Origin of the sequence: Roseateles paludis, from assembly GCF_039872745.1 — a bacterium.
Lineage (GTDB): Bacteria > Pseudomonadota > Gammaproteobacteria > Burkholderiales > Burkholderiaceae_C > Pelomonas > Pelomonas paludis.
The window spans coordinates 22,546-46,271 of record NZ_JBDPZD010000009.1; the positions used below are offsets into that span (position 1 = coordinate 22,546).

Annotated in this window: 22 protein-coding genes; 12 read left to right on the top strand and 10 right to left on the bottom strand. The window is 69.3% G+C overall.

Translation table 11 applies throughout. The features are described from left to right. The first annotated feature begins 14 nt into the window (after positions 1 to 14). The 3 genes from ABDJ85_RS19380 to ABDJ85_RS19390 are packed head-to-tail and all read left to right on the top strand — an operon-like array spanning position 15 to position 3,444. Positions 15 to 551, top strand: coding sequence for an ECF-type sigma factor (locus ABDJ85_RS19380; protein WP_347706453.1), 537 nt, complete (start codon positions 15 to 17; stop codon positions 549 to 551). A gap of 9 nt (positions 552 to 560) precedes the next feature. Beyond that, on the top strand, positions 561 to 3,128 hold the full coding sequence (locus tag ABDJ85_RS19385; RefSeq protein ID WP_347706454.1) for a protein kinase domain-containing protein: 2,568 nt from the start codon (positions 561 to 563) through the stop codon (positions 3,126 to 3,128). Positions 3,129 to 3,144: 16 nt separating this feature from the next. Then, entirely contained in the window at positions 3,145 to 3,444 is a 300-nt protein-coding gene (locus ABDJ85_RS19390; protein WP_347706455.1) for a hypothetical protein, read from the top strand. A 35-nt stretch (positions 3,445 to 3,479) separates the two neighbouring features. Here the strand turns inward: ABDJ85_RS19390 and ABDJ85_RS19395 are convergent, their stop codons facing one another. Together ABDJ85_RS19395 and ABDJ85_RS19400 are read right to left on the bottom strand one after the other, a co-directional pair. Then, positions 3,480 to 4,103 carry a hypothetical protein gene (locus tag ABDJ85_RS19395; RefSeq protein WP_347706456.1) on the bottom strand — a complete coding sequence of 208 codons (624 nt, stop codon included), beginning with the start codon at positions 4,101 to 4,103 and terminating at the stop codon, positions 3,480 to 3,482. Between the two features lie 136 nt (positions 4,104 to 4,239). Next, positions 4,240 to 4,485 (bottom strand): DUF3297 family protein, encoded by a 246-nt coding sequence (locus ABDJ85_RS19400; RefSeq protein ID WP_347706457.1) that lies wholly within the window; start codon positions 4,483 to 4,485, stop codon positions 4,240 to 4,242. A 99-nt stretch (positions 4,486 to 4,584) separates the two neighbouring features. Here ABDJ85_RS19400 and ABDJ85_RS19405 point away from each other — a divergent pair, with 99 nt between their 5' ends. Then, a complete protein-coding gene (locus ABDJ85_RS19405; RefSeq protein ID WP_347706458.1) occupies positions 4,585 to 4,947 on the top strand; it encodes a VOC family protein in 363 nt (120 codons plus the stop codon). Here ABDJ85_RS19405 and ABDJ85_RS19410 read toward each other — a convergent pair whose 3' ends face one another. The 4 genes from ABDJ85_RS19410 to ABDJ85_RS19425 all read right to left on the bottom strand — a co-directional run bounded on the left by ABDJ85_RS19410 (position 4,948) and on the right by ABDJ85_RS19425 (position 8,449). Further along, positions 4,948 to 5,568: a glutathione S-transferase family protein gene (locus ABDJ85_RS19410; protein WP_347706459.1), complete on the bottom strand. Its 621-nt coding sequence runs from the start codon at positions 5,566 to 5,568 to the stop codon at positions 4,948 to 4,950. Positions 5,569 to 5,639: 71 nt separating this feature from the next. Further along, positions 5,640 to 6,335, bottom strand: a complete 696-nt coding sequence (gene can / locus ABDJ85_RS19415; protein ID WP_347706460.1) for a carbonate dehydratase — start codon at positions 6,333 to 6,335, stop codon at positions 5,640 to 5,642. A gap of 26 nt (positions 6,336 to 6,361) precedes the next feature. Next, positions 6,362 to 7,540, bottom strand: a complete 1,179-nt coding sequence (locus tag ABDJ85_RS19420; protein WP_347706461.1) for an isovaleryl-CoA dehydrogenase — start codon at positions 7,538 to 7,540, stop codon at positions 6,362 to 6,364. A gap of 27 nt (positions 7,541 to 7,567) precedes the next feature. Then, a complete protein-coding gene (locus ABDJ85_RS19425; RefSeq protein ID WP_347706462.1) occupies positions 7,568 to 8,449 on the bottom strand; it encodes a LysR family transcriptional regulator in 882 nt (293 codons plus the stop codon). Between the two features lie 117 nt (positions 8,450 to 8,566). Between ABDJ85_RS19425 and ABDJ85_RS19430 the strand changes: the two genes are divergently transcribed. Genes ABDJ85_RS19430 through icmF form a run of 3 tightly spaced genes read left to right on the top strand, consistent with a single transcriptional unit; the run spans position 8,567 to position 13,020 of the window. Continuing rightward, a complete protein-coding gene (locus tag ABDJ85_RS19430) occupies positions 8,567 to 9,250 on the top strand; it encodes a Bax inhibitor-1/YccA family protein (protein ID WP_347706463.1) in 684 nt (227 codons plus the stop codon). Positions 9,251 to 9,260: 10 nt separating this feature from the next. Beyond that, entirely contained in the window at positions 9,261 to 9,674 is a 414-nt protein-coding gene (locus ABDJ85_RS19435; RefSeq protein WP_347706464.1) for a tellurite resistance TerB family protein, read from the top strand. A gap of 58 nt (positions 9,675 to 9,732) precedes the next feature. Further along, positions 9,733 to 13,020, top strand: coding sequence for a fused isobutyryl-CoA mutase/GTPase IcmF (icmF, locus tag ABDJ85_RS19440; RefSeq protein ID WP_347706465.1), 3,288 nt, complete (start codon positions 9,733 to 9,735; stop codon positions 13,018 to 13,020). 196 nt (positions 13,021 to 13,216) lie between these two features. On the opposite strand, the gene ABDJ85_RS19445 is transcribed toward icmF, so the two are convergent. Then, a complete protein-coding gene (locus ABDJ85_RS19445; RefSeq protein ID WP_347706466.1) occupies positions 13,217 to 13,744 on the bottom strand; it encodes a DUF3859 domain-containing protein in 528 nt (175 codons plus the stop codon). A gap of 307 nt (positions 13,745 to 14,051) precedes the next feature. Here ABDJ85_RS19445 and ABDJ85_RS19450 point away from each other — a divergent pair, with 307 nt between their 5' ends. Then, positions 14,052 to 15,005, top strand: coding sequence for a chromate resistance protein ChrB domain-containing protein (locus ABDJ85_RS19450; RefSeq protein ID WP_347706467.1), 954 nt, complete (start codon positions 14,052 to 14,054; stop codon positions 15,003 to 15,005). Next, positions 14,995 to 16,365 (top strand): chromate efflux transporter, encoded by a 1,371-nt coding sequence (gene chrA / locus ABDJ85_RS19455; RefSeq protein ID WP_347706468.1) that lies wholly within the window; start codon positions 14,995 to 14,997, stop codon positions 16,363 to 16,365. The genes ABDJ85_RS19450 and chrA overlap by 11 nt, the downstream gene beginning before the upstream one ends. Before the next feature lie 6 nt (positions 16,366 to 16,371). Here chrA and ABDJ85_RS19460 read toward each other — a convergent pair whose 3' ends face one another. Both ABDJ85_RS19460 and ABDJ85_RS19465 read right to left on the bottom strand, forming a co-directional pair. Further along, a complete protein-coding gene (locus tag ABDJ85_RS19460; RefSeq protein ID WP_347706469.1) occupies positions 16,372 to 17,481 on the bottom strand; it encodes a transglycosylase SLT domain-containing protein in 1,110 nt (369 codons plus the stop codon). Positions 17,482 to 17,593: 112 nt separating this feature from the next. Then, positions 17,594 to 18,787, bottom strand: coding sequence for a GGDEF domain-containing protein (locus tag ABDJ85_RS19465; protein WP_347706511.1), 1,194 nt, complete (start codon positions 18,785 to 18,787; stop codon positions 17,594 to 17,596). A 108-nt stretch (positions 18,788 to 18,895) separates the two neighbouring features. Between ABDJ85_RS19465 and ABDJ85_RS19470 the strand changes: the two genes are divergently transcribed. The 3 genes from ABDJ85_RS19470 to ABDJ85_RS19480 all read left to right on the top strand — a co-directional run bounded on the left by ABDJ85_RS19470 (position 18,896) and on the right by ABDJ85_RS19480 (position 22,847). Beyond that, the gene (locus ABDJ85_RS19470) at positions 18,896 to 19,360 is read left to right on the top strand and encodes a CreA family protein (protein ID WP_347706470.1); all 465 of its coding nucleotides are present in this window, start codon (positions 18,896 to 18,898) and stop codon (positions 19,358 to 19,360) included. Beyond that, the gene (locus ABDJ85_RS19475) at positions 19,357 to 20,577 is read left to right on the top strand and encodes a sensor domain-containing diguanylate cyclase (RefSeq protein WP_347706471.1); all 1,221 of its coding nucleotides are present in this window, start codon (positions 19,357 to 19,359) and stop codon (positions 20,575 to 20,577) included. Before ABDJ85_RS19470 ends, ABDJ85_RS19475 begins: the two co-directional genes overlap by 4 nt. A gap of 488 nt (positions 20,578 to 21,065) precedes the next feature. Further along, complete coding sequence (locus ABDJ85_RS19480) at positions 21,066 to 22,847, top strand: hypothetical protein (protein WP_347706472.1); 1,782 nt, start codon at positions 21,066 to 21,068, stop codon at positions 22,845 to 22,847. Between the two features lie 10 nt (positions 22,848 to 22,857). Here ABDJ85_RS19480 and ABDJ85_RS19485 read toward each other — a convergent pair whose 3' ends face one another. Continuing rightward, positions 22,858 to 23,610: an ATP-binding cassette domain-containing protein gene (locus ABDJ85_RS19485; protein ID WP_347706512.1), complete on the bottom strand. Its 753-nt coding sequence runs from the start codon at positions 23,608 to 23,610 to the stop codon at positions 22,858 to 22,860. Positions 23,611 to 23,726: the final 116 nt, after the last annotated feature.

Consider the following 23,726-nt stretch of genomic DNA (forward strand, 5'->3'; position numbering starts at 1 on the left):
TCCGCGCCCAGCCCATGTCCGAAATCACACTCCTCCTGCAGCAACTCGCAAGCGGCGACGCCGCCGCACGCGATCGCCTCTACACCGCGCTCTACCCCGAGCTCAAACGCCTGGCGCGCGCGCACCTCTCGCGCCAAGCCCCGATGACGCTGGAGCCCGCCGCGTTGATCCACGAGGTCTGGCTCAAGAGCCAGGGCGAAGCCGCCGAGCACCGCGCGCAGTTCTTCGCCCACGCCAGCAAGGTGATGCGCAGCGTGATCGTCGACCATCTGCGCCGCCAGCACGCCGACAAGCGCGGCGGGCCGGAGAGCCTCGTCACCCTGTCCACCGGCGGCTTCGAGGCCATCCCTGCGCCCGATGTGCTGCAGCTCGACGAGGTGCTGCAGCAACTCGCGCGGGCGGACAGCCGCGCGCACCAAGTCGTCGAGATGCGCTTCTTTGGCGGCCTGGAGCTGGCCGAGATCGCGCCACTGCTGGGCATCTCGGTGCCGACGGTCAAGCGCGACTGGCAGCGCGCCCGGGCCTTTCTGTTTGAGGCGCTGCAGAGCTAAGGCCGCGCCATGTCCGGCACGCAAACCTGGCAGGCCGCGCTTGCGGCGTTTGAACGCTGGCAGGACGCCGCCGACCCCGCCGCGCTGCTGGCCGAGATCGAGGCCGAGGACCCTGCACTCGCCGCCCGCGTGCGCGGCCTGATCGAGGCCGACCGGCAGGCCGAGGCGGGCAACTTCCTGGCCCAGCCCGTGCAGGCCGAGGCCTTGGGGCAAGCGCTCGCTGGCCAGCGCCTCGGCGCCTGGACGCTGCAGAGCCTGCTCGGCCGAGGCGGCATGGGCGAGGTCTGGCGCGCGCAGCGCAGCGACGGCGCGCACAGCGGCGAGGCCGCCATCAAACTGCTGCACAGCCCCGGCCGAGGCGATGCCGCCGCCGCCCGCTTCCGCCGCGAGGGCGAACTGCTCGCGCGCCTGCGCCACCCGCACATCGCCCAGCTGCTCGACATCGGCGAGGCCCAGCTCGGGCCTTGGGCCGTGCGCTACCTCGTCATCGAGCTGGTGGACGGCGGCGAGCGCCTCGACGCCTACGCCACCGCGCGGCAGCTCGGCACCGCCGAACGCCTGGCGCTGATGCAGCAAGTCTGCAGCGCCGTGGCCCATGCGCACGCCCAGCTCATCGTCCACCGCGACCTCAAGCCCGGCAATGTGCTCGTCACGCCCGACGGCCAGGTCAAGCTGCTGGACTTCGGCGTCGCCAAGTTGCTCGACAACACCGAGGGCAGCGACGAGCTGACCCGCCTCGCCGCCGCCGGCCTCACGCCCGAGTACGCCGCCCCCGAGCAACTGCGCGGCGAGCCCGTCAGCGTCGCGACCGATGTGTACGCGCTCGGCGTGATGCTCTGCCAGCTGCTCACCGGCCAGCGCCAGTTGCCCAGCGCGACAGGGCTGGACGCCGACCTGCGCGCCCTCATCGCCCGCGCTACCCAAGCGCGCCCTGAGGACCGCTACGCCAGCGTCGCCGCGCTGTCCGAAGACCTGCGCCGCTACATCGACCACGAGCCGCTCTTCGCCCGCGCCGGGCCCTGGCGCTACCGGGCGGGCAAGTTTTTGCGCCGACACCGGGTGGGGGTGGCTGCGGGTAGTCTGCTGACCTTGAGCCTGCTACTGGGCCTGGCTGGCACGGCCTGGCAGTGGCGTGCAGCGCGGCTGGAGGCCGACCGCACGCGGCGCGTGCAGACGGTGATGACGGAGTTGCTTGGCGCCTTCAGCCCCGAAGTAGCGAACCGGGCCGACGTACCGATGGTGGAGCTGCTGCGCCGCGCCTGGGCTGAGGCCAAGAAGCGACTCGCGGACGACCCGGCTCTGCTGGCCGATGTAGCCAAGCCCCTGGGCCTGCTGCTGAGCCGCGCAGGCGACATGGGGCTGGCTGCTGAGGCCCTTGCTCTGGCGCACTCCCACGCCAATGCAGACGCTGAGCTCACGCTGGAACTTGCCCATGCATGGCGGCGGCAAAATCAGACCGAACGGGCTCGACCATTGTTCGAGGCCTTGGCCAACGGCCAGGACCCAACCAGCCGCACCGCCGCCATGGGCTACCTGGGCGAGCTGGCGCTGGAGGGAGGCGACGCGGTGGGTGCCGAGCGCTGGCTAAAGCAGGCGGCACAGAGCGCATTGAGCGTTAGCGGCCGCACGCACCCGGTCTACCGCCGCGCCTGCGACGACCTGCTCGATCTCGCGCGCCAACGAGGCGATTGGGCGAGCGCCCGCCACTGGGCGAACGAAATGATCCAGGCCTCGCAAGGCCACCCCCAGACGATGGCACAAGCACGTGTCAGCCACGGCGTGCTGCTGATGGACCTGGGCGACCTGTCCGGCGCCGTGCCCGAATTGGAAGCCGGCGTAGCGAGCCTCACCCAAGTGCTTGGGCGTCAAGATGCCATCACGGTGTACGCCCGTACTTGGCTGGCAAATGCACTCGCACGCAGCGGCCGCCAAGCCGAGGCTCTGGACGTTGCCACGCAGGCCGTACACGACGCACGAGCTGTCTCCGAGCCGCTGGGCCTGCCCACCGTGTCTCTGACCTTGCAGCGATGGCGCCTGCGTGGCGATGCATCACACACCGCGCGCGCAGACCTGCCAGCCCTGGCAGACGAATTGGGGCGCCTCGGTCACCCGGCCGGGCGAGCCCGCGCCCAGGTACTCTGGGCAGAGGCCTTGCTGCGAAGCGGCGGTCCTGCCAGCGAAGCCCAGGCGCTGCTGGATGCCGCACAGCAATGGCAATCCGCCAATTTGTCGGCTTCGGATGCAGAGCATTGGCAGACGCTGGCACTGAGCGCGCTCACGCAGCTATTGCTTGATCAACCAAGCAAAGCACAAACGCACATGCAGGCGGCCGAAGCCGCTGTCGTGGCGGCTACGCCAGACTCGCACCCCGACCGCCTTCGCGTGGCCGCGCTGCGCGCTTGGCTGCAAGCGCGCGTTTCGGGCGACCGAAACGCATGGCCTACTGCGCGCGACCGCTACCTTCAGACGCTGGCCTGGCGCCCAGACGCTGACACCCTGCGCTCGAAGTTCTTGGGGTTGCCCGACCCGGCAGGGCATGCCAGCATCGCTGCGGCACTCCTTCTTCTGGCAACCTGACTACCGAGAGACCACCATGCGATTCCAACTTCGCCTCGCGCTTATTTCGACTGCCCTGATCTTGGGGGGCAGCAGCATGGCGGTGAAGGCTGCGCCGGAAGCGAAGCCTGCCGCCACGCCCGCCGTTGTGCCCGCCGACGGCGCATCAAAGGCTAGCGCCGGCGGCAGCAAACAGGCGCCCGAAGTCAAGGCCGGCGGTTCCGGCGGCGGCGCTGGCTCGGCGCGCAGTGCCAGTGCCACAGCCATCAAACCCAAACTGCCAAAGTGCCCCGATCCCACCAAGTGCCAGGCCGAAAAGGCCGCCGTCGCCCAGTAGTCGCGACGGCCACCCTCCGGCGCTGAGGCTGGTACTCAGCCCTTCGTCACCACCAACTTGACGTCGTACTTGCCACCATCGCCCACGATGGTCAGCGTCTTGGTCTTGGGGCCGGCAGCCACGTTGAGCAGCGAGTTGCTCAGCACGAACTCCTGGGTGCTGCCCACGCGGTCATCAAAGTTCGGCGCGCCGGTCGGGATCTCAAGCGCGCCGTTGATGTCGGCGATCAGCTTCTGCACCTTCTGAGCACGGCTGAGGCTACTTGAGGCCGCCAGCGACGACACCACCGCGCCCTTGACGATGGTGCGCGCCGCCGAGGGCTCGCCGTCGTCGTGCTCCATCATGCTCACAAGGATGATGGCGTCTTGCGGGCTCGCAATCGCCTTGGCGTTGCCGCTCGGGCCCCAGGCGTTGCGGCGCCAGACGATGCCGGGCAGGTTGTCGGGGTTGAAGCCCGGCTGCAGCGGCATGGTGGAGTGGGTCTCGCCTTTGTCCACGTCGCCCCAGGGCCCGTAGCGAGTCACCTCGACGGTGGGCAACGGGAAGGTCTTGAGGTCAATCGCGGTGACGAGCACGTAGGGCTCATCGGCCCCGACCTCATCGGTCTCGATGCGGCACTTGATGTTCTTGACGGCGATGGTGACGGGCAATGCAGCCATGGTGGATCTCCTGCAAAACGGGATGAAGCGGGTGGCTTCATCGCCCCTCCGCAAGGCCGGCACATGCCGGGCTCAGGAGGACAGACGCAGGGGATCCGGGCCAGGGATCAGGCGGGGAATATTGCCCCGCAGAACTTCACCGATAGAAGGCTTCGACCTGGCCCTTGAGCTTGATGCACAACGGGCGGCCCTTGCGGTCGAGCGTCTTGCCGGCTGGCACCTTGATCCAGCCCTCGCTGACGCAGTACTCCTCGACGTCGAAGCGCTCCTTGCCGTTGAAGCGGATGCCGATGTCGTGCTCGAACACGGCGGCCACGTGGTGCGGGCTGCGCGGGTCGACGCTGAGGTGATCAGGGAGTTCGGGGCGAGCGGTGTCGGTCATGGTCAAGGGCAGGTTCTGGAAGGGCGAGATTCTCGCTGCTGACAGCTTCTGGTAGCGCCGCACCCGAGCATGGCGGCCTTCACACACCACGGAGCTGCCATGCAACCCAACTGCCTCATCCTCTACGTCAAGAGCCCCGCCGAGAGCGTGCTCTTCTACAGCCGCCTGCTGGGCCGCGAGCCCGTTGAGCACCACCCCAATTTCGCGATGTTCAAGCTCAACGAGGCCACCACACTGGGCCTCTGGGCCGTACATGATGTGCAGCCCGCCAGCGGCGTGCGCGGCGGCGGCGCCGAGGTTGGCGTCACCGTGGCCAGCGACGCCGCCGTGGACCAGGCCGTGAGCGCGTGGGAAGCCATGGGCTGGCCCGTGCTGCAGGCCGCCACGGCCATGGACTTTGGCTACACCGCCGTCACGGCGGACCTGGATGGGCATCGCATCCGGGTGTTCCGGCCAACATGATCAAAGCCCTTCAAAGGGCGCGCGCCAATGCGGCAACGCAGCCAGTTGCTCCGACAACCGCCGGATGTTCGGGAAGGCGCTGAAGTCCAGCTTCGCGTCCTGCTCGAACGGGAAGATGTCGCCCACGCGGAAGTCGGCGTAGGTGGGCGCGTCGCCGCCCAGCATCCAGGTGCGGCCGGCCAGGTGGGCGTCGAGGATGGGGGCGAGGCGGGCGACCTCGCTGGCATAGCCCTGCATCTCGGCCTCGGGCACCACCGGCAGCCGGTAGCGCGGCACGACGATGTGCTGGAAGTAGAAGGCCGAGGTGGCGCGGCCCCAGTGCTTGGCCGTCCAGCTGAGCCAGCGGATCAGCTCGGGCAGCTGCTCGCCGTCCGGGAAGAACTCCGGCTTGCCCGCCAGGCGGGCGAGCTTGCAGACGATGGCATCGCACTCCCAGAGCGTGCTGCCGTTGTCCAGTTGCAGGATGGGCACGCGCAGATTGGGGTTGAGCGGCGCAAAGCGCTCAGACTGGCCCGGCGCCAGCGGCGCGGCTGCTTCGTAGCGGATGGGCGCGTTGAGGTAGCGCGCCGCAGCGACGCAGAGGCGGGGGTTGAGATTGATCGAGTGGTACAGGGTCGGCATGGCGGGCTTTCAGTCGGCACTGCGGACACGACGAACCGCAGCCAGCGGTTTCGACACGCCCTGCCTTGTCGTCACACCAGGCTGGGTGCGGGCACGCGCTGGTTGGGCGGCAGGTAGCGCATGGCCACGCTGGCCAGGCCGCGCGCATAGGCCGGCGCCACATCTTCCGCGCTGGCGGCGTTGATCTTGAGGTCTTGCAGCAGGCCGTTGTGCAGGCCGTAGACCCAGCCGTGCACGGTGACGGACTGGCCGCGCGCCCAGGCGTCCTTGACGATGGTGGTGTGGCAGACATTGCGGGCCTGCTCCAGCACGTTGAGCTCGACGAGGGCGTCCACACGGCGCGCCTCGTCATCGATGCAAGACAGCAGGCCGGCGTGTGTGTCGCGCACGTCCACCACGTGGCGCAGCCAGTTGTCCACCAAGCCGGCGCGCTTGCCCAGCAACGCGGCCTTCACACCGCCGCACTGGCTGTGGCCGACGACGATGACGTGCAGCACGTTCAGCACATCGACGGCGAACTGGATCACCGAGAGCGCGTTCAGGTCCGTGTGCACCACGAGGTTGGCCACGTTGCGGTGCACGAAGAGCTCGCCCGGCAGCAGCCCGACGAGTTCATTGGCCGGCACGCGGCTGTCGGCGCAGCCGATCCACAAATACTGGGGCTCCTGCTGGGCCAGCAGCTTGGTGAAAAAGCCTTCCTCGCGGGCCACCATGTCGGCGGCCCACTGGCGGTTGTTGGCGAAGAGGTCGTCGAGTTCTTTCGTCATGGGCCCCATTGTCCTTGCGGCGGGTTTCAGGCGGTTTCTGAAAACAGCTCACGGCCAATCAACATCCGGCGGATCTCGCTGGTGCCCGCCCCGATTTCATAGAGCTTGGCATCCCGCCACAGCCGCCCCAACGGGTAGTCGTTGATGTAGCCATTGCCGCCAAAGATCTGCACGCCTTCGCCGGCCATCCAGGTGGCTTTCTCGGCGCACCAGAGGATCACGCTCGCGCAGTCCTTGCGCACGCGGCGGACGTGCTCGGTGCCGAGCTGGTCGAGGTTCTTGCCCACGGTGTAGAGCAAGGCGCGGCCGGCCTGCAGCACGGTGTACATGTCGGCCAGCTTGGCCTGGATGAGCTGGAACTCGCCGATGCTCTGGCCGAACTGCTTGCGGTCATGCACATAGGGCACGACGGCGTCCATCACTGCCTGCATGATGCCCACGGGCCCGGCGGCCAGCACGGCACGCTCGTAGTCCAGGCCCGACATCAGCACCTTGGCGCCGTTGTTCAGCCCGCCCAGCACGTTCTCGGCCGGCACCTCGACGTTGTGGAACACCAGCTCCCCCGTGTGGCTGCCGCGCATGCCGAGCTTGTCGAGCTTCTGGGCGACGCTGAAGCCGGGCATGCCCTTCTCGACCAGGAAGGCCGTCACGCCGCGTGCCCCAAGCTCGGGTTCGGTCTTGGCGTAGACGACGAGGGTGTCAGCATCGGGGCCATTGGTGATCCACATCTTGCTGCCGTTGAGCACGTAGACGCCGCCGCGCTCCTCGGCGCGCAGCTTCATGGACAGCACGTCCGAGCCCGCGCCCGGCTCGCTCATGGCCAGTGCACCCACGTGCTCGCCTGAGATCAGCTTGGGCAGGTATCTGGCGCGCTGTGCCTCGCTGCCATTGCGCTTGATCTGGTTGACGCACAGGTTGCTGTGCGCGCCGTAGGAGAGGCCCACTGAGGCACTGGCGCGGCTGATCTCCTCCATGGCCACCATGTGGGCCAGGTAGCCCATGTCGGCGCCGCCATACGCGGCCGGCGCGGTGATGCCGAGCACGCCGAGCTCGCCCATCTTGCGCCAGAGGTCCATGGGGAACTGATCGCTGCGGTCGATCTCGGCCGCGCGCGGCGCAATCTCGGCGTCGGCAAAGGCGCGCACGGCATCGCGCAGCGCGTCGATGTCCTCACCGAGGTGGAAGTTCAGGCCGGGCAGATCCATGGCGCTCTCCTAGGCAGAACGACCACTCTAGCCGCCTGGCAGCAAGCGCCGCACCAGCGGATGCACCACCTTCTTGTCGGTGCCGATGGCGTAGAACTGCTCCTCAACGCCGGTGCAGTCGCCCACCCGAGTGAGTCCATAGCGCTCGCGCAGGCGCGCGTCGGCCACCACGGCGGCGGGGAAGGCGCCCATGCCCTCGGCCCCAAAGGTGGCGAGCAAGGCGCTGTCTTCAAACTCGCCGGCCACGCGCACGCGCAGGCCCTGGTTGTGCAGCCAGGCATCCAGGCGCGGGCGCAACGCGGCGTGGGCGGTGGGCAGCAGCACGGGCACGGCAGCCAGCGAGCGCGGGAAGTCGGCCGCCGCGGCATCGGCCCAGCGCTGGCTGGCATACCAGGCCACGGGCGAGTGCCCGAGCGAGTGGCTGTAAAGGCGCAGATTGGGGTTGGGCGGCGCGGGCCGGTCGGCCAGCACCACATCGAGCCGATGCAGGGCCAGGTCGCCCAGCAGGTCGTCAAACTCGTCCTCATGGGCCAGCAGGCGCAGGTGCGGGGTCTCCAGCACGGGGGCCAGCAGCTGGTGGGCCACCAGCTTGGGCAGCCCGTCCGAGATACCCACCGTCAGCCGCACTGAAGGAGCACTCACGGCCTCCTGCAGCCGCTCGGGCAGGCTCTCGCCCAGCGGAAAGATCTGGTCCGCCACGTCCAGCGCCGCACGGCCGGCTTCGGTCAGCGCGAGGCCCCGCCCAGCGGGCTTGAGCAGGGCCACGCCGACCGACTGCTCCAGCTCCCGCACCTGGGCCGAGACCGTCTGCACCGACAGGCCCAGGCGCTCGGCGCCCCGGCTGAGACCGCCCTCCTTGGCCACCACCCAGAAGTAGTACAGATGCCGGTAGCTGAAGCTTTGCGTCATGGACTGAGCAAGTTATTGCGAATTTAAGTTCAACGAGTCTCTGCTTTTTCCGCAAGGCCAGCACCCGTAGCCTCCGCATCACCCGTGGCTCATCACGGTCTTTCCTTGGAGGTCCACATGCAATCCCTGTCCCGCTCGAACACGCTGGCGATGCCGGTCGGCATGGCCAGCGATCAGGACGCCAGCCAGCGCGTCCTGCGCAACACCTATGGCCTGCTGTCGATGACGCTGCTGTTCAGCGCCGCCACCGCCGCCGCCGCCGTGGCCTGGAAGCTGCCCGGCCCCGGGGTCATCCTGACGCTGGCGGTCTACTTCGGCCTGCTGTTCGGCATCCACAAACTGCAAAACAGCGGCAAGGCCGTTGGGCTGGTCTTCGCGCTCACCGGCTTCATGGGCTACTCGCTCGGGCCTTTGCTCAGCGCCGTGCTCTCGCTCAAGGGCGGCAGCCAGGTGGTGATGCTGGCCCTGGGCAGCACGGGTGCCATCTTCCTGGCCCTGTCGGCCTGGGTGCGCGCCACGCGGCGCGACTTCTCGTGGATGGGCGGCTTCCTGTTTGCCGGCATGGTGGTGGCCTTGCTGGCGGGCCTGGCAGCCATGTTCTTCGAGATCCCGGCGCTGGCGCTCACGGTCTCGGCCGTGGTGGCCCTGCTGTCAGCCGGCATGATCCTCTTCGAGACCAGCCGCATCGTGAACGGCGGTGAGTCCAACTACGTGCTCGCCACGGTCAGCCTCTACGTCTCGATCTTCAACCTGTTCACCAGCCTGCTCAGCCTGTTCGGCTTTGGCAGCCAAGACGAGTGAGGAGACCATGATGCGCAGCTACCCCACCGACAGCCCCCAGGCCATCACCCGGCTCGTGGCCCTGACGGCCATGGCCGACGGCAACCTCTCGCTGGAGGAGATCCTGGCCCTGGAGACCGACAACGCCGCCGGCCTCAGCCTCGACGAGACGCGCACCGTGGTGCAGGACCTCTGCCAGGACCTGCTCAAGGACACGGGCCTGGACTGGCGCCAAGTCTGCACCGTACCGCCCGAGGTGCTGTACCCGCTACTCAACGAGCTGCGCGCACCCCAGCAGCGCCTGCTGGCCCTGCAAGAGGCCCTGCGCGTGGCCCAGGCCGACCGCGACCTGCACGACGCCGAGTCCCGCATCCTGCTGGACGCCATGCAGCACTGGGGCATGCTGGACGAGCCGCCCAGACACAAGGCCACGCGGGCGGACTAGGGCCTGCTAGCGCTCCTTCCTAGAATCGGTCGGACACACGCTGGCGAGGAGCCATCTGATGTCCGACCGCCCTGCGGCCACCGCTCCGGTGGCCGCTTTCCATCCCACGCAGAAGCTGCGCTTCGTCACCGCCGCCAGCTTGTTCGATGGCCACGACGCCGCCATCAACATCATGCGGCGCGTGCTGCAGGCGCAAGGGGCTGAGGTCATCCACCTCGGGCACAACCGCTCGGTGGACGAGATCGTCACCGCTGCGCTGCAGGAGGACGCCCACGGCATCGCCGTCAGCAGCTACCAGGGCGGGCATGTCGAGTTCTTCCGCTACATGGTGGCGCAGCTGCGCGAGCGGGGCGGCGGGGCTATCCGGGTCTTTGGCGGCGGTGGCGGCGTCATCGTGCCGGACGAGATCGCGCTGCTGGCGCAAGAGGGTGTGCGCATCTTCAGCCCCGAGGACGGCCAGCGCCTGGGCCTGGTCGGCATGATCGAAGAGATGCTGCGCGCCGTGGACCGACCCTCCGAACTGGCCGCACCACCACCCGACCCTAGCGCCCTGCCCCGCGATGGCACCGAGGCCGCCTGGCGCGAGCTGGCCCGGCTGCTCTCGGCCCTGGAGTGCGGCCGCCTGGCACCTGAGGCCACCGCGCGCCTGCGCGAGCAAGCGAGTGAACGCCGCGTGCCCGTGGTCGGCATCACCGGCACCGGCGGCGCGGGCAAGAGCAGCCTCACCGACGAGCTTATCCGCCGCCTGCGCCTGGACCAGGGCGACCGCCTGCGCATCGCCCTGCTCTCCATCGACCCTTCGCGCCGCCGCAGCGGTGGCGCGCTGCTGGGCGATCGCATCCGCATGAATGCCATCGGGCCGTGGGCCCATGGGCCACGCGTGTTCATGAGGTCAGTGGCGACCCGCGACTCCGGCAGCGAGATCACCGCTGCCCTGCCCGACCTGCTCGCCGCCTGCCAGCTTGCGGGCTTTGATCTGCTGCTCGTCGAGACCTCGGGCATCGGCCAGGGCGACGCCGCCATCGTCCCGCACGTGGACCTGCCGCTCTATGTGATGACGCCCGAGTACGGCGCCGCCAGCCAGTTGGAGAAGATCGACATGCTCGACTTCGCCGCCCTGGTCGCCATCAACAAGTTCGACCGCCGGGGTGCGCTGGACGCGCTGCGCGATGTGGCCAAGCAGGTGCAGCGCAACCGCGAGGCCTTCGACCAACCGCCTGAGGCCATGCCCGTCTTTGGCACCATCGCCAGCCGCTTCAACGACGACGGCGTCACCGCGCTCTACCAAGCCCTCAAAGCCCGCCTCCAGGCCCTGGGCCTGCCCCTGCCCGGCACCAGCCTGCCGCGTGTGGACACCCGGCACAGCACCGCGCAAACGCCCCTCATCCCCCCAGGCCGCGTGCGCTACCTGGCCGAGATCAGCGACACCGCGCGCCGCTACAAGGCCCAGGCGCTGACCCAATCTCGCCTCGCCCGCGAAGCCCAGCAGTTGGAGGCCAGCGCCGCCCTGCTGCACGCCGCTGGGGCAGAGGTGCCAGACAGTCTCCACACCCTCGCCCGCGCCCGCCAGGCCCAGCTCACGCCCCACTCGCAAGCCCTGCTGGCCGAATGGCCCGCGCTGCAGCGGGCCTACGCGGCCGATGAGCTGGTGGTGCAGGTGCGCGGCCAGACGGTGCGCACCAAGCTCGTCACCGAGAGCCTCTCGGGCAGCAAGATCCGCAAGCTCGCCCTGCCCCGCTACGAGTGCCACGGCGAGCTGCTCAAGTGGCTGCTGCTGGAGAACCTGCCCGGCCGCTTCCCGTTCACCGCTGGCGTCTTCGCCTTCAAGCGAGAAGGCGAAGACCCCACCCGCATGTTCGCGGGCGAGGGCGACGCCGCGCGCACCAACCGTCGCTTCAAGCTGGTGTCAGCAGGCCAGGCCGCCAAGCGCCTCTCCACCGCGTTTGATTCCGTCACCCTCTACGGCCACGACCCCAACCCCCGGCCCGACATCTACGGCAAGGTCGGCAACAGCGGCGTCAGCATCGCCACGCTCGACGACATGAAGCTGCTCTACGACGGCTTCGATCTCTGCGACCCCGCCACCTCGGTGTCCATGACCATCAACGGCCCCGCGCCCACGATCCTGGCCATGTTCATGAACACCGCCATCGACCAGCGCCTCGCCCGCTTCGAGTCGACCCAAGGCCGCGCCCCCACCGCTGCGGAAGCCGCCGCCCTGCGCGCCGAGGTGCTCACGCAAGTGCGCGGCACCGTCCAGGCCGACATCCTCAAGGAAGACCAGGGCCAGAACACCTGCATCTTCTCCACCGAGTTCAGCCTCAAGGTCATGGGCGACATCGCCGCCTACTTTGTGCAGCACGGCGTGCGCAACTTCTACTCCGTCTCCATCAGCGGTTATCACATCGCCGAGGCCGGGGCCAACCCCATCACCCAGCTCGCGCTCACGCTCTCCAACGGCTTCACCTACGTCGAGGCCTACTTGGCGCGCGGCATGGCCATTGACGACTTCGCGCCCAACCTCAGCTTCTTCTTCAGCAACGGCATGGACCCCGAGTACAGCGTGCTCGGCCGCGTCGCCCGCCGCATCTGGGCTGTGACCCTGCGTGACCGCTACGGCGCCGCCGAGCGCAGCCAAAAGCTCAAGTACCACGTCCAAACCAGCGGCCGCAGCCTGCACGCGCAAGAGATCGCCTTCAACGACATCCGCACCACGCTGCAGGCCCTCATCGCCCTCTACGACCACTGCAACAGCTTGCACACCAACGCCTACGACGAGGCCATCACCACGCCCACCGACGAGAGCGTGCGCCGCGCCATGGCCATCCAGCTCATCATTCAGCGCGAGTGGGGCCTCTCAAAGTGCGAGAACCCAAACCAAGGCGCCTTCGTCATCGACGAGCTGACCGAACTGGTCGAAGAGGCGGTTCTCTCAGAGTTCGAACGCCTCAGCGAACGCGGCGGCGTGCTCGGCGCCATGGAGACCGGCTACCAGCGCAGCAAGATCCAGGACGAATCCCTGCACTACGAGCACCTCAAGCACGCCGGCACCCTGCCCCTCATCGGCGTCAACACCTTCCGCAACCCCAGCGCTGAGCCCGTGCCCCAACGCCTCGAACTCGCCCGCTCCACCGAGGCCGAAAAGCAAAGCCAACTCCACCGCCTCGCGGCCTTCCACGCTCAGCACGCTGGTAGCAGCGCCGCCATGCTGCAGCGACTGCAACGCGCCGTCATCGAAGGCGGCAATGTGTTTGAGGTACTGATGGACGCCGTGCGCGTCTGCTCCCTCGGGCAGATCACGCAGGCGCTGTTTGAGGTGGGTGGGGCGTATCGGAGGAGTTTGTAGGGGCGGCACAAAGGTTCCGTAGCGCCGCGTGCTGCAGGCACGCTTGCCTCGGGCCTCCGGGTGCGCGGCGGGCGAAGCCCGATCAGAAGCACACCGCAAGGCGCACCATCGGACGACGTCCGAAGCGCAGGCCTGCGGCCGACGTCTTCGAGACCTTTGGCTACTGGCGCGATGCCGGAGACTGGCTACTCAGGCCTCAACGCAGCTCAAAAGTACGACTCGCTGCCACCTTCCCGTCAAAGCGGATCTGCAAGATCCACGTGCCTGGCAAGACTTCGAAGTCTTCGCTGAGCATGTAGATGATGTCCTCTTCAGCCACTCCGCTCTCGAAGTACAGGTCGATTGATGCAGTCGTTGTGGTGTGAATCCTGCCATCGACTCCCTGCATGGGCGGGTGCACGACGTGCATCTCTGCCCCAGTCATTGGGCCATCTCGCTTCCCCTCAACGCGGTAGCGAAAACCAAAGGCATTTCCCTTCTTGGCGGGTATTTGGTTCCCAGCGCGAACGAGTCGGATCTTTTCGTGCTCGCTCATCTTGCCGGCAGCGGTATTGGGCTGAGGAACGTCGACAACATCACCGACCGTCTCGTACTGCCCCACTTCCGTCACAACAAATGTGAGCTCGCCCACCGTCGTTCGTTCAGCCCCGCGGGGTGCGGCCACAGCGGAACTGATGAAGGTCGCCAAGGCAAACGAAGCAAGAAGTCGGACAAATTTGTGCATGGGTGAACTCGAATGCGTTGATTGAACGTGTTTGCGAGCGGCCTGTAAGGCCCATTGGTACTTTGCCGCAAAGCGCATCTTCTCCTCGCTGCGCCAGACAAATGTTCTCGTCGGAGTGAAAGCCGCTTGGCGCAACGCATGCGTGCGTCTGTAACGCAGCGCTTCGGGAAACCGGCCTGTAGGACGAGAGGGGCCTGTCGCTTGGCGCACGTGGCTGCCTTGCGCTCCGGCCAGGCTGGCTCAGCCCTCGGCGACAGGCTCACCCACTTGTCGTGCATCAGTCATCTCACCAAGAGATAATTGATACATGCCTACCACCTGGCTCATCCTCACCGCTACGCTGCCCACCACGCCCAGCGGGCTGCGGGTGCGTGTGTGGCGGGCGCTCAAGGCGACGGGGGCGGGCACGCTGCGTGAGGGGGTTTACCTGTTGCCGGCGCAGGCGCCGAGTAGCGAGACCCTGCGGGAGTTGGCGCAGACGATCACGCAGGCGGGGGCAGATGCTCACCTGCTGACGCTGCAGGCGCGTGACGCGGAGCAGGAGCAGGCGTTTCGGGCGTTGTTCGACAGGTCGGCGCTGTATGCGGAGCTGGTGCAGGCGGTCAAGCAGGTGCGGGCGGGCTTGCGCAAGTCGAGCGAGGCGGAGCTGCGCAAGGCGCTGCGGGTGCTGGAGGCGCAGTGGCAAGCCTGCCAGGCGCTGGACTTCTTCCCCGGCCCGGGCAGCCAGAAGGCGGCCGAGGCCCTGGGCGCGCTGCGCCGGGCGATCGAGCTGCAGCTGTCGCCCGACGAGCCGGCCGCCAGCAAGGCCGCCATTCCCGCGCGCTCGATTGCCGACTACCAGGGCCGCACCTGGGCCACACGCAAGCGGCCGTGGGTGGACCGCCTGGCCACGGCCTGGCTCATCCAGCGCTTCATCGACCAACGCCCCAGCTTCACCTGGCTGGCCGACGCCAGGCGCTGCCCCAAGTCGGCCCTGGGCTATGACTTCGACGGCGCGACGTTCACGCACGTGGGCGACCAGGTGACCTTTGAAGTGGTGGCCCAGAGCTTTGGCCTGCTGCAGGACGCAGCCCTGCGGCACCTGGCCGCCTTGGTGCACTTCATCGACATCGGCGGCATCCCGGTTGATGCCGCGCCTGGGCTGGAGCTGTTGATGCGCGGGCTCCAGGCCCAGCACGCGGCGGACGACGCCTTGTTGGCCGCCGCCCTGCCGGTGTTCGACGCCTACTACGCTGCCTTGCAGACACCGCATGAGCACTGACAACGCCGAGGCTCCAAGCCAGCCCCCCATGCCCACCCGCGCCGAGGCCTTTGGCTTCTGGCTGAAGCTGGGCTTCATCAGCTTTGGCGGGCCGGCCGGGCAGATCGCGGTCATGCACGAGGAGCTGGTCGAGCGCCGCCGCTGGATCTCAGAGAACCGCTTCCTGCACGCGCTCAACTACTGCATGGTGCTGCCGGGCCCCGAGGCGCAGCAGCTGGCCACCTACATCGGCTGGCTGATGCACCGCAGCTGGGGCGGCCTGGTGGCGGGCGGGCTGTTCGTGCTGCCGTCGCTGTTCATCCTCATCGCGCTGTCCTGGGTCTACATGGCTTACGGCCACGTCCCGGTGATTGCGGGTCTGTTCTACGGCATCAAGCCGGCCGTGACGGCGTTGGTTGTGCACGCGGCCTGGCGTGTGGGCTCGAGGGCGCTGAAGAACGCCTGGCTGTGGGCGATTGCGGCGGGCGCCTTTGTGGCGATCTTTGCGCTGGCGTTGCCGTTTCCGTTGATCGTCCTCATCGCGGGCGTGATCGGCTATGTGGGCGGCCGGGTGGCGCCCGACAAGTTCAAGGCCGGCGGTGGGCATGGCGCGGCCAAGCAAGGCTTTGGCCCGGCGCTGATTGACGACCACACGCCGACGCCGCCCCACGCGCTCTTCACCTGGGCGCGCTTCAGGGCCGTGCTGGTGGTCTTTGTGGCCCTGTGGGCCGCGGCCCTGGGTGCGCTGACGGCGCTATACGGCTGGAGCGGCGTGCTGACGCAGATGGGCTGGTTCTTCACCAAGGCCGCGCTGCTGACCTTTGGCGGCGCCTACGCGGTGCTGCCCTACGTCTACCAGGGCGCGGTGGACCACTACCAGTGGCTGAGCGCCACGCAGATGATCGACGGCCTGGCCCTGGGCGAGACCACGCCGGGGCCGCTGATCATGGTGGTGGCCTTCGTCGGCTTCGTCGGCGGCTGGACCAAGGCCATCTTCGGCCCCGATGCGCTGTTCCTTGCCGGGGCAGTGGCGGCGGGCGTGGTGACGCTGTTCACCTTCCTGCCCTCGTTCCTGTTCATCTTCCTCGGCGGACCCTTCATCGAGTCCACGCACGGCAATCTCAAGTTCACCGCGCCGCTGACGGGCATCACGGCGGCGGTGGTGGGCGTGATCGTGAACCTCGCCGTGTTCTTCGCGTACCACGTGCTCTGGCCGCAGGGCCTGGGCGGGCACTTCGAGTGGATGTCGGCGCTGATCGGGCTGGGCGCCGCTGCGGCGCTGTTCCGCTTCAAGCTCGGCGTGATCTCGGTGGTGGCGGGCGCGGGCCTTGCCGGGCTTTTGTTCCAGATGGGCCACAGCCTGCTGTCGGCGGCGGGCTGAGCCCCATCACCTCATCGCACTCGCCACCATCTTGATCCTGCCCACCAGCGGCGAAGCCTCGGCGTACTTGGGGTCGAAGGGGTGGAAGCGCTGGCCGTTGATATTGGCCACGATCTTGCGGACGTAGAGGCGGGTTTCGGCGTAGGGCGGGACGCCGAGGTAGCGGTCCACGGCGCCTTCACCGGCGTTGTAGCCAGCCAGGGCGAGGGTGATGTCGCCCTCGAAGTAGGCCAGCAGCCAGCGCAGATAGGCCATGCCGGCGCGGATGTTCTGGGCCGGGTCGCTGAGCTTGGTGACGCCAAAGCGCGCGCCGGTGGCGGGCATGACCTGCATCAGGCCCTGCGCGTTCTTGGGCGAGACGGCACGGACGTCGAAATTGGACTCTGCCGCCATCACGGCCAGCACCAGGTGGGGCTGGAGGCCGTAGTCAGGCGCGACGAGCTGGACGAACTTGACGAGGGCAGCCGGGGCATTGGCGGGCGGCGGCGGGGGCGGCAGCAGCGAAGCCTGAGCCAGCTTGAGGCCGGCGCCGGCCACCACGGGCGGGCGCTTCTCGGCCACGGCGAGCGGGGGGTCGGTCTCGGGCGGGCGCAGGCAGGGCGGGGGGTCGCCCATGGGGGTGCCGCCCATGGCGTTCAGCATGTTCTGGGCTTGCTGCATGCCTTGCTCGGCGGCAGCGGCAAAGAGGTGGGCGGCTTCGCTGTCGTTGCGCTGGATGCCACGCGCGTTGGTCAGCATCCAGCCCAGGTTGTACTGGGCCTCGGCGTCGCCATAGCGGGCGGCGCGGCAGTAGAGCTTGGCGGCCATCACAGGGTCTTGGGACAGGCCGTCGCCGTGCTCCCAGCGCTTGGCGTCCTCGCGCCAGCGCTCGACCTGGGCGGGCACCACGGTGCCCCGCTCAGGTGGGGGGGTGCTGGGGCGGGGGAGCTGGTCCTCGGTCAGCGTGGGCAGGGCAGCGGCGGCGCCACCCAGACTGTTGGCCGTGCGCGTGCTGACGTGGGCGCTGCCAGCCAGCGGAGCCTGGTATTGGGCCTGCGCCCCAGGGGCAATGCCCAGCAGCAGTGCAGCGGCCACCGTGCCCAACACTCCGCCTTGCCGCACCCAAACCTTGCCCATCACCACCTGCTGCGCTCCAGCCTTGCAAAGCGGGTCAGTCTAGGGGCGGGCCTCGGGTTTGTGCGGAGTTGGCACCCCCTCAACGGAGGGCCCAGCCGGGCGCGTCAAGGGCTCACGAAGGCACTTCGGCAATCGTCGTGTTGAGCATCCACGGGTCGGCCACCACCACGCGGTTGCGGCCCTGGGACTTGGCCTGATAGAGGGCCTTGTCGGCCCAGTGCAGGGCCTCGTTGGGCGTGAGCACGAGTTGCGGGCCGATCACGGCCATGCCGATGCTGACGGTGACGTGGAAGACCTGGCCGGTGTCGCTGCGCATGTCGGTGCGCTCGATGGCGGTGCGGATGCGCTCGGCCAGCACGCGGGTGCCGGCGTCGTCACCGGTGGGCAGGATGACGGCGAACTCCTCGCCCCCGAGGCGGCCAAACACGTCGGAGGCGCGCAGGCAGCGGCGCACGGCCTCGGCCACCTCGCGCAGCACATGGTCGCCCACGGGGTGGCCGTAGCGGTCGTTGACCTGCTTGAAGTGGTCAAGGTCCAGCATCAGCAGCGACATGGGCAGCCGCTCGCGGCGGGCGCGCTCCAGGCTGTGCGCGAACAGGGCCTGGGTGGTGTTGTGGTTGAAGCAGCCGGTGAGGCCGTCCACCGACGCCAGGCGGCGCATCTTCTGCGCCACGCGCTCGAAGCTGGCCAGCAGGAAGCCAAACGCCGAGCCCAAGAGGCCCATGAAGGCGAACAAGAAGGTGAGACCCGCACGCAGGCTGTCTTGCTGGCCGTCCTGGTAGTCGGCCGGATGCCACCAGGCGTCAAGCGTGCGCCACAGCAGGCCCAGCACGGTCACGCACAGCGTGCCGCCCACGATGCGGAAGGACACCTCGTTGTGCCAGCCATGGCGCAGCGCCACCCAGGTGGGCGGCAGCAGCAGCAGGGCCAGCACCAGGCAGGACACCGACACGCGCACCGCCCCGTCGGCCGCCAGGCTGCCCAGCACGGGCAGGGCCATCAGCCCCAGCAAGACCCAATAGGCCCGGGGCGGTAGGCGCTGCAGCACGTGCTGGAACACGGCCGCCGTGAAGCAGGTGACGCCCGCCGCCAGCGCCAGCATGCCCAGCAAGCTGGCGATGCTGCTGGGCATCCAGTCCCGCGCAAGAAAGAAGCCAAAGCCCGTCATCGAGCTCCAGCACAGCCACTCCACGGGGCGCAGCTCGCGCCGGGGCAAGGTGGCGCTGCGCGTCAGCCACAGCTGCACGCCCAGCAGCGCAAACCCGAGCAGCAGCACCAACAGCAGGGTGGGCGTGTGCAGCAGCATCGTGGTCACCGGGCTGCGGCCCGGGGGGGCTGCCGCCAACACAGACGGTCACCGATGCTGGCCGGCCGATGTGGCGGCTGATGCGTCTCGCTCGTTAGACTCATCGCCATGAAGCTGCTGACTGCACTGGCCATGTTGTCCTTTGGCATTGTTCGGGCCGAGGGGATCGGCTCGGTGGACACCGCGTTCAAGCTGATCGGACCCGATCACAAGATCACGGTCGAAGCTTACGACGACCCGGGCGTCAACGGGGTGGCGTGTTATGTCTCCCGCGCCAAGACCGGGGGCATCAAAGGGGCTCTCGGGTTGGCCGAGGACAAGGCCGAGGCCTCCATCGCCTGCCGGCAGATCGGGCCCATCAGCATCCCGGCCGCGCTGCCGCAGCAGCAAGAGGTGTTCAATGAGCGCATCTCGCTTTTGTTCAAGCACCTGCGCATCGTGCGCATGGTGGACACCAAGCGCAACACGCTGGTCTACCTGACCTACTCCGACCGCCTGATCGACGGCTCACCGCAGAACAGCGTGACCGCCGTGCCCGTGCCCAAAGAGACCCCCATCCCGCTGCGCAAATGAACACGCCCCTCGACCCCTTTGCGCTGGCCGCACTGCAGGCCTTCTGTGCCGCGCTGGTGCTGGCCCTGCTGATGGGCCTGCGCCACGCCACGCCGGCCGCACGCTGGGCCGTGCTGGGCATGGCAGCGGCCGGCCTCGGCCTGGCGCTGCGTGCCGGCTGGGGCGGCCGCCTCAGCGCGCTGATCTGGCTGCCCAGCCTGGCGCTGGCGCTGCAAAGCGCCGGGCTGTGCGCGCTGTGGTGGGCCATCAGCCTCTGGATCCGGCCACTGCGGCGCGGCGCCTGGCTGGTGGTGGTGCCGGTGGTGTGCGGGCTGTGGCACCAGGCGCTGCCGATGCAAAGCGTGGCGGCGGCCGTGCTGGCAGACGCGCTGCTGGCCGCCCACCTGGCCGTGATGGCCTGGACGCTCTCGCGGCCCGAGCGGCTGCGCGTGGTGCAGGGCCTGCACCCGCAGCGCTGGCGCGCGCTGGCGCTGGCGGCCGTGATGCCCATGCTGCTGGCCCTGCTGGCGCACGCGCTGGTCATCACCCAGTGGCCGCTGGCCCTGTTCTCGGCCGAGCTGGCCGTGGGCCTGGCCGCCGAGCTGGCCCTGCTGCTGGCCCTGCCCGTGCTGATGCTGGCCTGGCGCGGCGAGGTGGAGGCCGACCTGGCCCGCCTGGCCCGCACCGATGGCGTGACCGGCCTGATGGACCTGAGCGCCTTCGAGGCCCGCGCGCTGGAGCTGTTCTCGGTGTCGCGGCGCTTTCGGGAGCCGCTGGCGCTGCTGGTGCTGGACATCGACAACTTCCAGGCCCTGCGCGCCGAGCACGGCGAGGAAACCGCCCAGCGGGCGCTGGCCCTGTTTGCCAGCGGGCTGCAGACGCAGATGCGCCTGGGCGATGTGATCGGCCGCTTGTCGAACGACAAGTTCGGCGTGCTGCTGGCCCGCTGCGAGCCCACCGGCCCCGCTGCCATGGATGCACGCTTGCGCGTCGACCTGGCCCAGCGCGCCCCGCTGGAGCTGGGCTTTGCCATCAGCCACAGCGCCGGCTGGGCACGGCTGCGCAATGGCGACCGGCACCTGAACGACCTGCTGCGCCGTGCCGACCTCGCCCTCAACGAGGCCCGCCGGGCCGGCCACGGCCAGCTCAAGGCCGAGCCCGGCCTCAGCCCCCTGGGCCAGATGGCCGAGACCCCGGTGCGGGACAGCGAGCAGCACGACAACCCGCACGAGTCGTGAACTTGCGCGCGTCCGGCGCCCCTGTTCGACGGATCGCGCACCCCGCATCGGCCTAAAGTCGTCGGGCAATGCCCGTCTCTGCCCCGCCCAGTCCCTTGCCGGCGCTCGCGTCCTGCCCGCCGCCGCGCCGCAAGTCCACCGCGAACCTGCTGGCCTGGCCGTTGTCCCTCGCACTGGGTGCCTGTGGCGGCGGCGGCAGCTCGGGCCCCGACACCACCGCGCCCCCGCCGCCGGTGGCCAGCCCGAGCCCCAGCCCCCTGCCCCAACCGACACCGGCGCCGGCCCCGACGCCTTCGCCGTCACCATCTCCGTCGCCGAGCCCCTCACCGAGCCCGAGTCCGAGCCCCAGCCCGAGTCCATCTCCAAGTCCTTCGCCCAGCCCTTCGCCAGGCCCGGCCCCAGCGCCCAGCCCCACACCCACCCCGCCACCGCCGCCGCCACCACCCCCTCCGCCACCGCCTCCTCCGCCGCCCCCCATCCAGGGCATCGTGGCCCTGGGCGCGGCGATGAGCAATGGCACGGTGCGCGTGCTCGACAGCACCGGCAAGGCCATCGCCACCGGCAAGCCGGTCACGGCCGTCACCGGGGCCTATGGGCCCATCACGCTCTCGGGCACCGGGCCCTACCGCGTTGAGGCCTGCGGCAACTTCGCCGGGCGGCAGCGCTGCGTGTGGTCGGCCACCAATGTGGGCGGCACCTTGCACATCACGCCGCTGACCAGCGCGCTCACCGTGCTGGCCGGTGGCCAGGCCGCCGACGCGATGATGACCGGCACCGTCCAGGGCCTCGGTGACCCCGCGCTGGCCACCGCCCAGACCCAGCTGCGCGCCGCCCTGGCGCCGCTGCTGACCGAGGCCGGCTTGGCGGCTGACTTCGACTTCATGACCGGCAACCTCACGCCGGCCAGCCACGCAGGCTATGACCTGCTGCTCGACCTGACCGACGTCGCCCTCAACCAGGACGGCAGCGTCCCGGCCGTGCGCATCGGCTCGCGGCTGGGCACCAACACCGCCTACCTGGAGCCCGGCGGCGCGGCCCCGACCCCGCTCAACCTGGCCAGCGGCGCGGCGGGCTTTGACTTCACCGGCCTCGACGCGATGGCCGCGTCCATGATCACCGGCACGGCCAACAACAACGTCTGCCAGGCCAGCCTCACGCCGCTCTTTGACGCCGCCGGCCGCTACAACATCGAGACCGTGGTGCGCACCGGCGCCAATGCCGCCGAGCTGCTGTGCCTGCGCATGAACGGTGTGCTGGGCGACGGTGAGGTGCTGTTCGGCGGCAAGCTGCTGCAGCCCGAGCTGGACCGCTGCGACTTCCCCTCCGGGGCCGACCCGGTCTGCCGCGTTTCCTTCCGCTGGCTCACGTCCAAGGGCGAGCTGCGGGTGCTGGGCGTGGAGCAAGCGGCCGTCAAGCGGCCCGGGGGCTGGCGTTTTCTGGGCAACCGGCTGGAGGTGCAAGCCACCGCCACGGCGCGCACGCGCCTCATCCGCCGCATCGACAAGACCGCCCCCGACAACCTCTACCGCTACATCGACATCCCCATCCCCGCCGCCAGCGGCGTGCAGTGCGCCGTTGCCAGCCAGAAGGACACGAACGGCGCCAACGCGCCCTTCGCCATCTTCAAGTCCACCGGCGCCGGCACCTACCTGTCGCTGTGGAGCGTGTCGCTTAGCGACGGCTCGCCCAGCCTCAACGCTGCCAGCGGCGTCACGCGCGGCAACGACATCGTCGAGGTGCCCATCGCCAACAGCGTGGGCGGCGACAGCCTGGTGCGCAACTTCGTGCGCATGGGCCGCGAGGTGCGCATTGCGCTCTATGGCGACATCGGCTGCAGCACGCCCTGGGCCGGTGCCGACGGCGCCACCATCAGCGTCAACATGGCCGGCACGCCGCCCCTGGCGGCCAGCAGCATGACGGCCCTGCCCTGGCCCAACCTCGTGGTGGCCGGCATCTCGGCCCTGTCAGGGCTCAAGGCCGTGGCCAATGCCAAGATCAGCCTGCAATCGAGCTGGACCCTGGCGCGTGGCGGCCTGACCCTGACGCAGATGATGCTGTGCACGGACGCCGCCTGCGGCACGCGCCTGGGCCTGATGACCCTGCCCACCGCCGCCACCACCGCCACCCTGACCGGCACCAATGGCGCCAGCCTGCTCGACACTGTGACCTTCAAGCAGCTGCGCCTGATGGCCATCAACACCGATGGCAGCCTGATGCAGACCGACTGGCAGAGCTGCGGCACCGTGGCGGCCGGCGTGGCCTGCCCTTGAGGGCAACTGCCTAGAACGCCCAGCGCCAGCTCGAAGCCGGCGCGGCGGGCGGCGCGGGCTCGTCGGGCTGCTGCAGCACGCGTTGCAGCACACGCGCCTCCAGCGCGGCAAAGGCCGCATCGCCACGCTCACGCGGGCGGGGCAACGGAACCGCCTCATCGAGCGCGAGGCGATGGTCCTCTACCAACACCACGCGGTCGGCCAGGGCGATGGCTTCGCCCACGTCATGCGTGACGAGCAGGGCCGTGAAGCCGTGCTCACGCCACAGGCGCTCGATCAGGCCATGCATCTCGATGCGGGTGAGGGCATCCAGCGCACCCAGTGGCTCGTCCAGCAGCAGCAGCCGGGGCCGGTGCACCAGGGCGCGGGCCAGGGCCACGCGCTGGCGCTGCCCGCCCGAGAGCACGGCCGGCCAGTCGTGCGCGCGGTCGGCCAGGCCCACCTGGGCCAGCGCCTCGTGGGCGCGGGCTAGGGCGCGCGGGTCGGCCAGGCCCAGGACGATGTTGTCGATCACGCGCTTCCAGGGCAGCAGGCGAGCGTCCTGGAACATGATGCGCAGGTCATCACGGCGCGGGCCAGCAGCCTGGCCGTCGAGCTGCAGGCTGCCTGCCGTCGCGCGCTCCAGCCCGGCCACCAGGCGCAGCAGGGTGCTCTTGCCGCAGCCGCTGCGGCCGACGATGGCGACGAACTCGCCGGGCGCGATGTCGAGATCGACCTCTTTCAGCACCTGGCGCTCGCCAAAGGCCTTGCCCAGCCCGCGCATCGAGACAGCGATGCCCGGCACGTGCGGTGGGGTGGGGGCTGCGGTGAATGCAGAGGCTTCGAGGCCCGGGCGGCTGGGCGTGGGAATCGAGGGCCGCGCAGGCTCGCGCCAGGCGG

Coding starts and splice junctions, on each gene's coding strand:
- ABDJ85_RS19380 (WP_347706453.1), top strand. CDS start 15: ATGTCCGAAATCACACTCCTCCTGCAGCAACTCGCAAGCGGCGACGCC.
- ABDJ85_RS19385 (WP_347706454.1), top strand. CDS start 561: ATGTCCGGCACGCAAACCTGGCAGGCCGCGCTTGCGGCGTTTGAACGC.
- ABDJ85_RS19390 (WP_347706455.1), top strand. CDS start 3,145: ATGCGATTCCAACTTCGCCTCGCGCTTATTTCGACTGCCCTGATCTTG.
- ABDJ85_RS19395 (WP_347706456.1), bottom strand. CDS start 4,103: ATGGCTGCATTGCCCGTCACCATCGCCGTCAAGAACATCAAGTGCCGC.
- ABDJ85_RS19400 (WP_347706457.1), bottom strand. CDS start 4,485: ATGACCGACACCGCTCGCCCCGAACTCCCTGATCACCTCAGCGTCGAC.
- ABDJ85_RS19405 (WP_347706458.1), top strand. CDS start 4,585: ATGCAACCCAACTGCCTCATCCTCTACGTCAAGAGCCCCGCCGAGAGC.
- ABDJ85_RS19410 (WP_347706459.1), bottom strand. CDS start 5,568: ATGCCGACCCTGTACCACTCGATCAATCTCAACCCCCGCCTCTGCGTC.
- can (WP_347706460.1), bottom strand. CDS start 6,335: ATGACGAAAGAACTCGACGACCTCTTCGCCAACAACCGCCAGTGGGCC.
- ABDJ85_RS19420 (WP_347706461.1), bottom strand. CDS start 7,540: ATGGATCTGCCCGGCCTGAACTTCCACCTCGGTGAGGACATCGACGCG.
- ABDJ85_RS19425 (WP_347706462.1), bottom strand. CDS start 8,449: ATGACGCAAAGCTTCAGCTACCGGCATCTGTACTACTTCTGGGTGGTG.
- ABDJ85_RS19430 (WP_347706463.1), top strand. CDS start 8,567: ATGCAATCCCTGTCCCGCTCGAACACGCTGGCGATGCCGGTCGGCATG.
- ABDJ85_RS19435 (WP_347706464.1), top strand. CDS start 9,261: ATGCGCAGCTACCCCACCGACAGCCCCCAGGCCATCACCCGGCTCGTG.
- icmF (WP_347706465.1), top strand. CDS start 9,733: ATGTCCGACCGCCCTGCGGCCACCGCTCCGGTGGCCGCTTTCCATCCC.
- ABDJ85_RS19445 (WP_347706466.1), bottom strand. CDS start 13,744: ATGCACAAATTTGTCCGACTTCTTGCTTCGTTTGCCTTGGCGACCTTC.
- ABDJ85_RS19450 (WP_347706467.1), top strand. CDS start 14,052: ATGCCTACCACCTGGCTCATCCTCACCGCTACGCTGCCCACCACGCCC.
- chrA (WP_347706468.1), top strand. CDS start 14,995: ATGAGCACTGACAACGCCGAGGCTCCAAGCCAGCCCCCCATGCCCACC.
- ABDJ85_RS19460 (WP_347706469.1), bottom strand. CDS start 17,481: ATGGGCAAGGTTTGGGTGCGGCAAGGCGGAGTGTTGGGCACGGTGGCC.
- ABDJ85_RS19465 (WP_347706511.1), bottom strand. CDS start 18,787: ATGCTGCTGCACACGCCCACCCTGCTGTTGGTGCTGCTGCTCGGGTTT.
- ABDJ85_RS19470 (WP_347706470.1), top strand. CDS start 18,896: ATGAAGCTGCTGACTGCACTGGCCATGTTGTCCTTTGGCATTGTTCGG.
- ABDJ85_RS19475 (WP_347706471.1), top strand. CDS start 19,357: ATGAACACGCCCCTCGACCCCTTTGCGCTGGCCGCACTGCAGGCCTTC.
- ABDJ85_RS19485 (WP_347706512.1), bottom strand. CDS start 23,610: ATGCGCGGGCTGGGCAAGGCCTTTGGCGAGCGCCAGGTGCTGAAAGAG.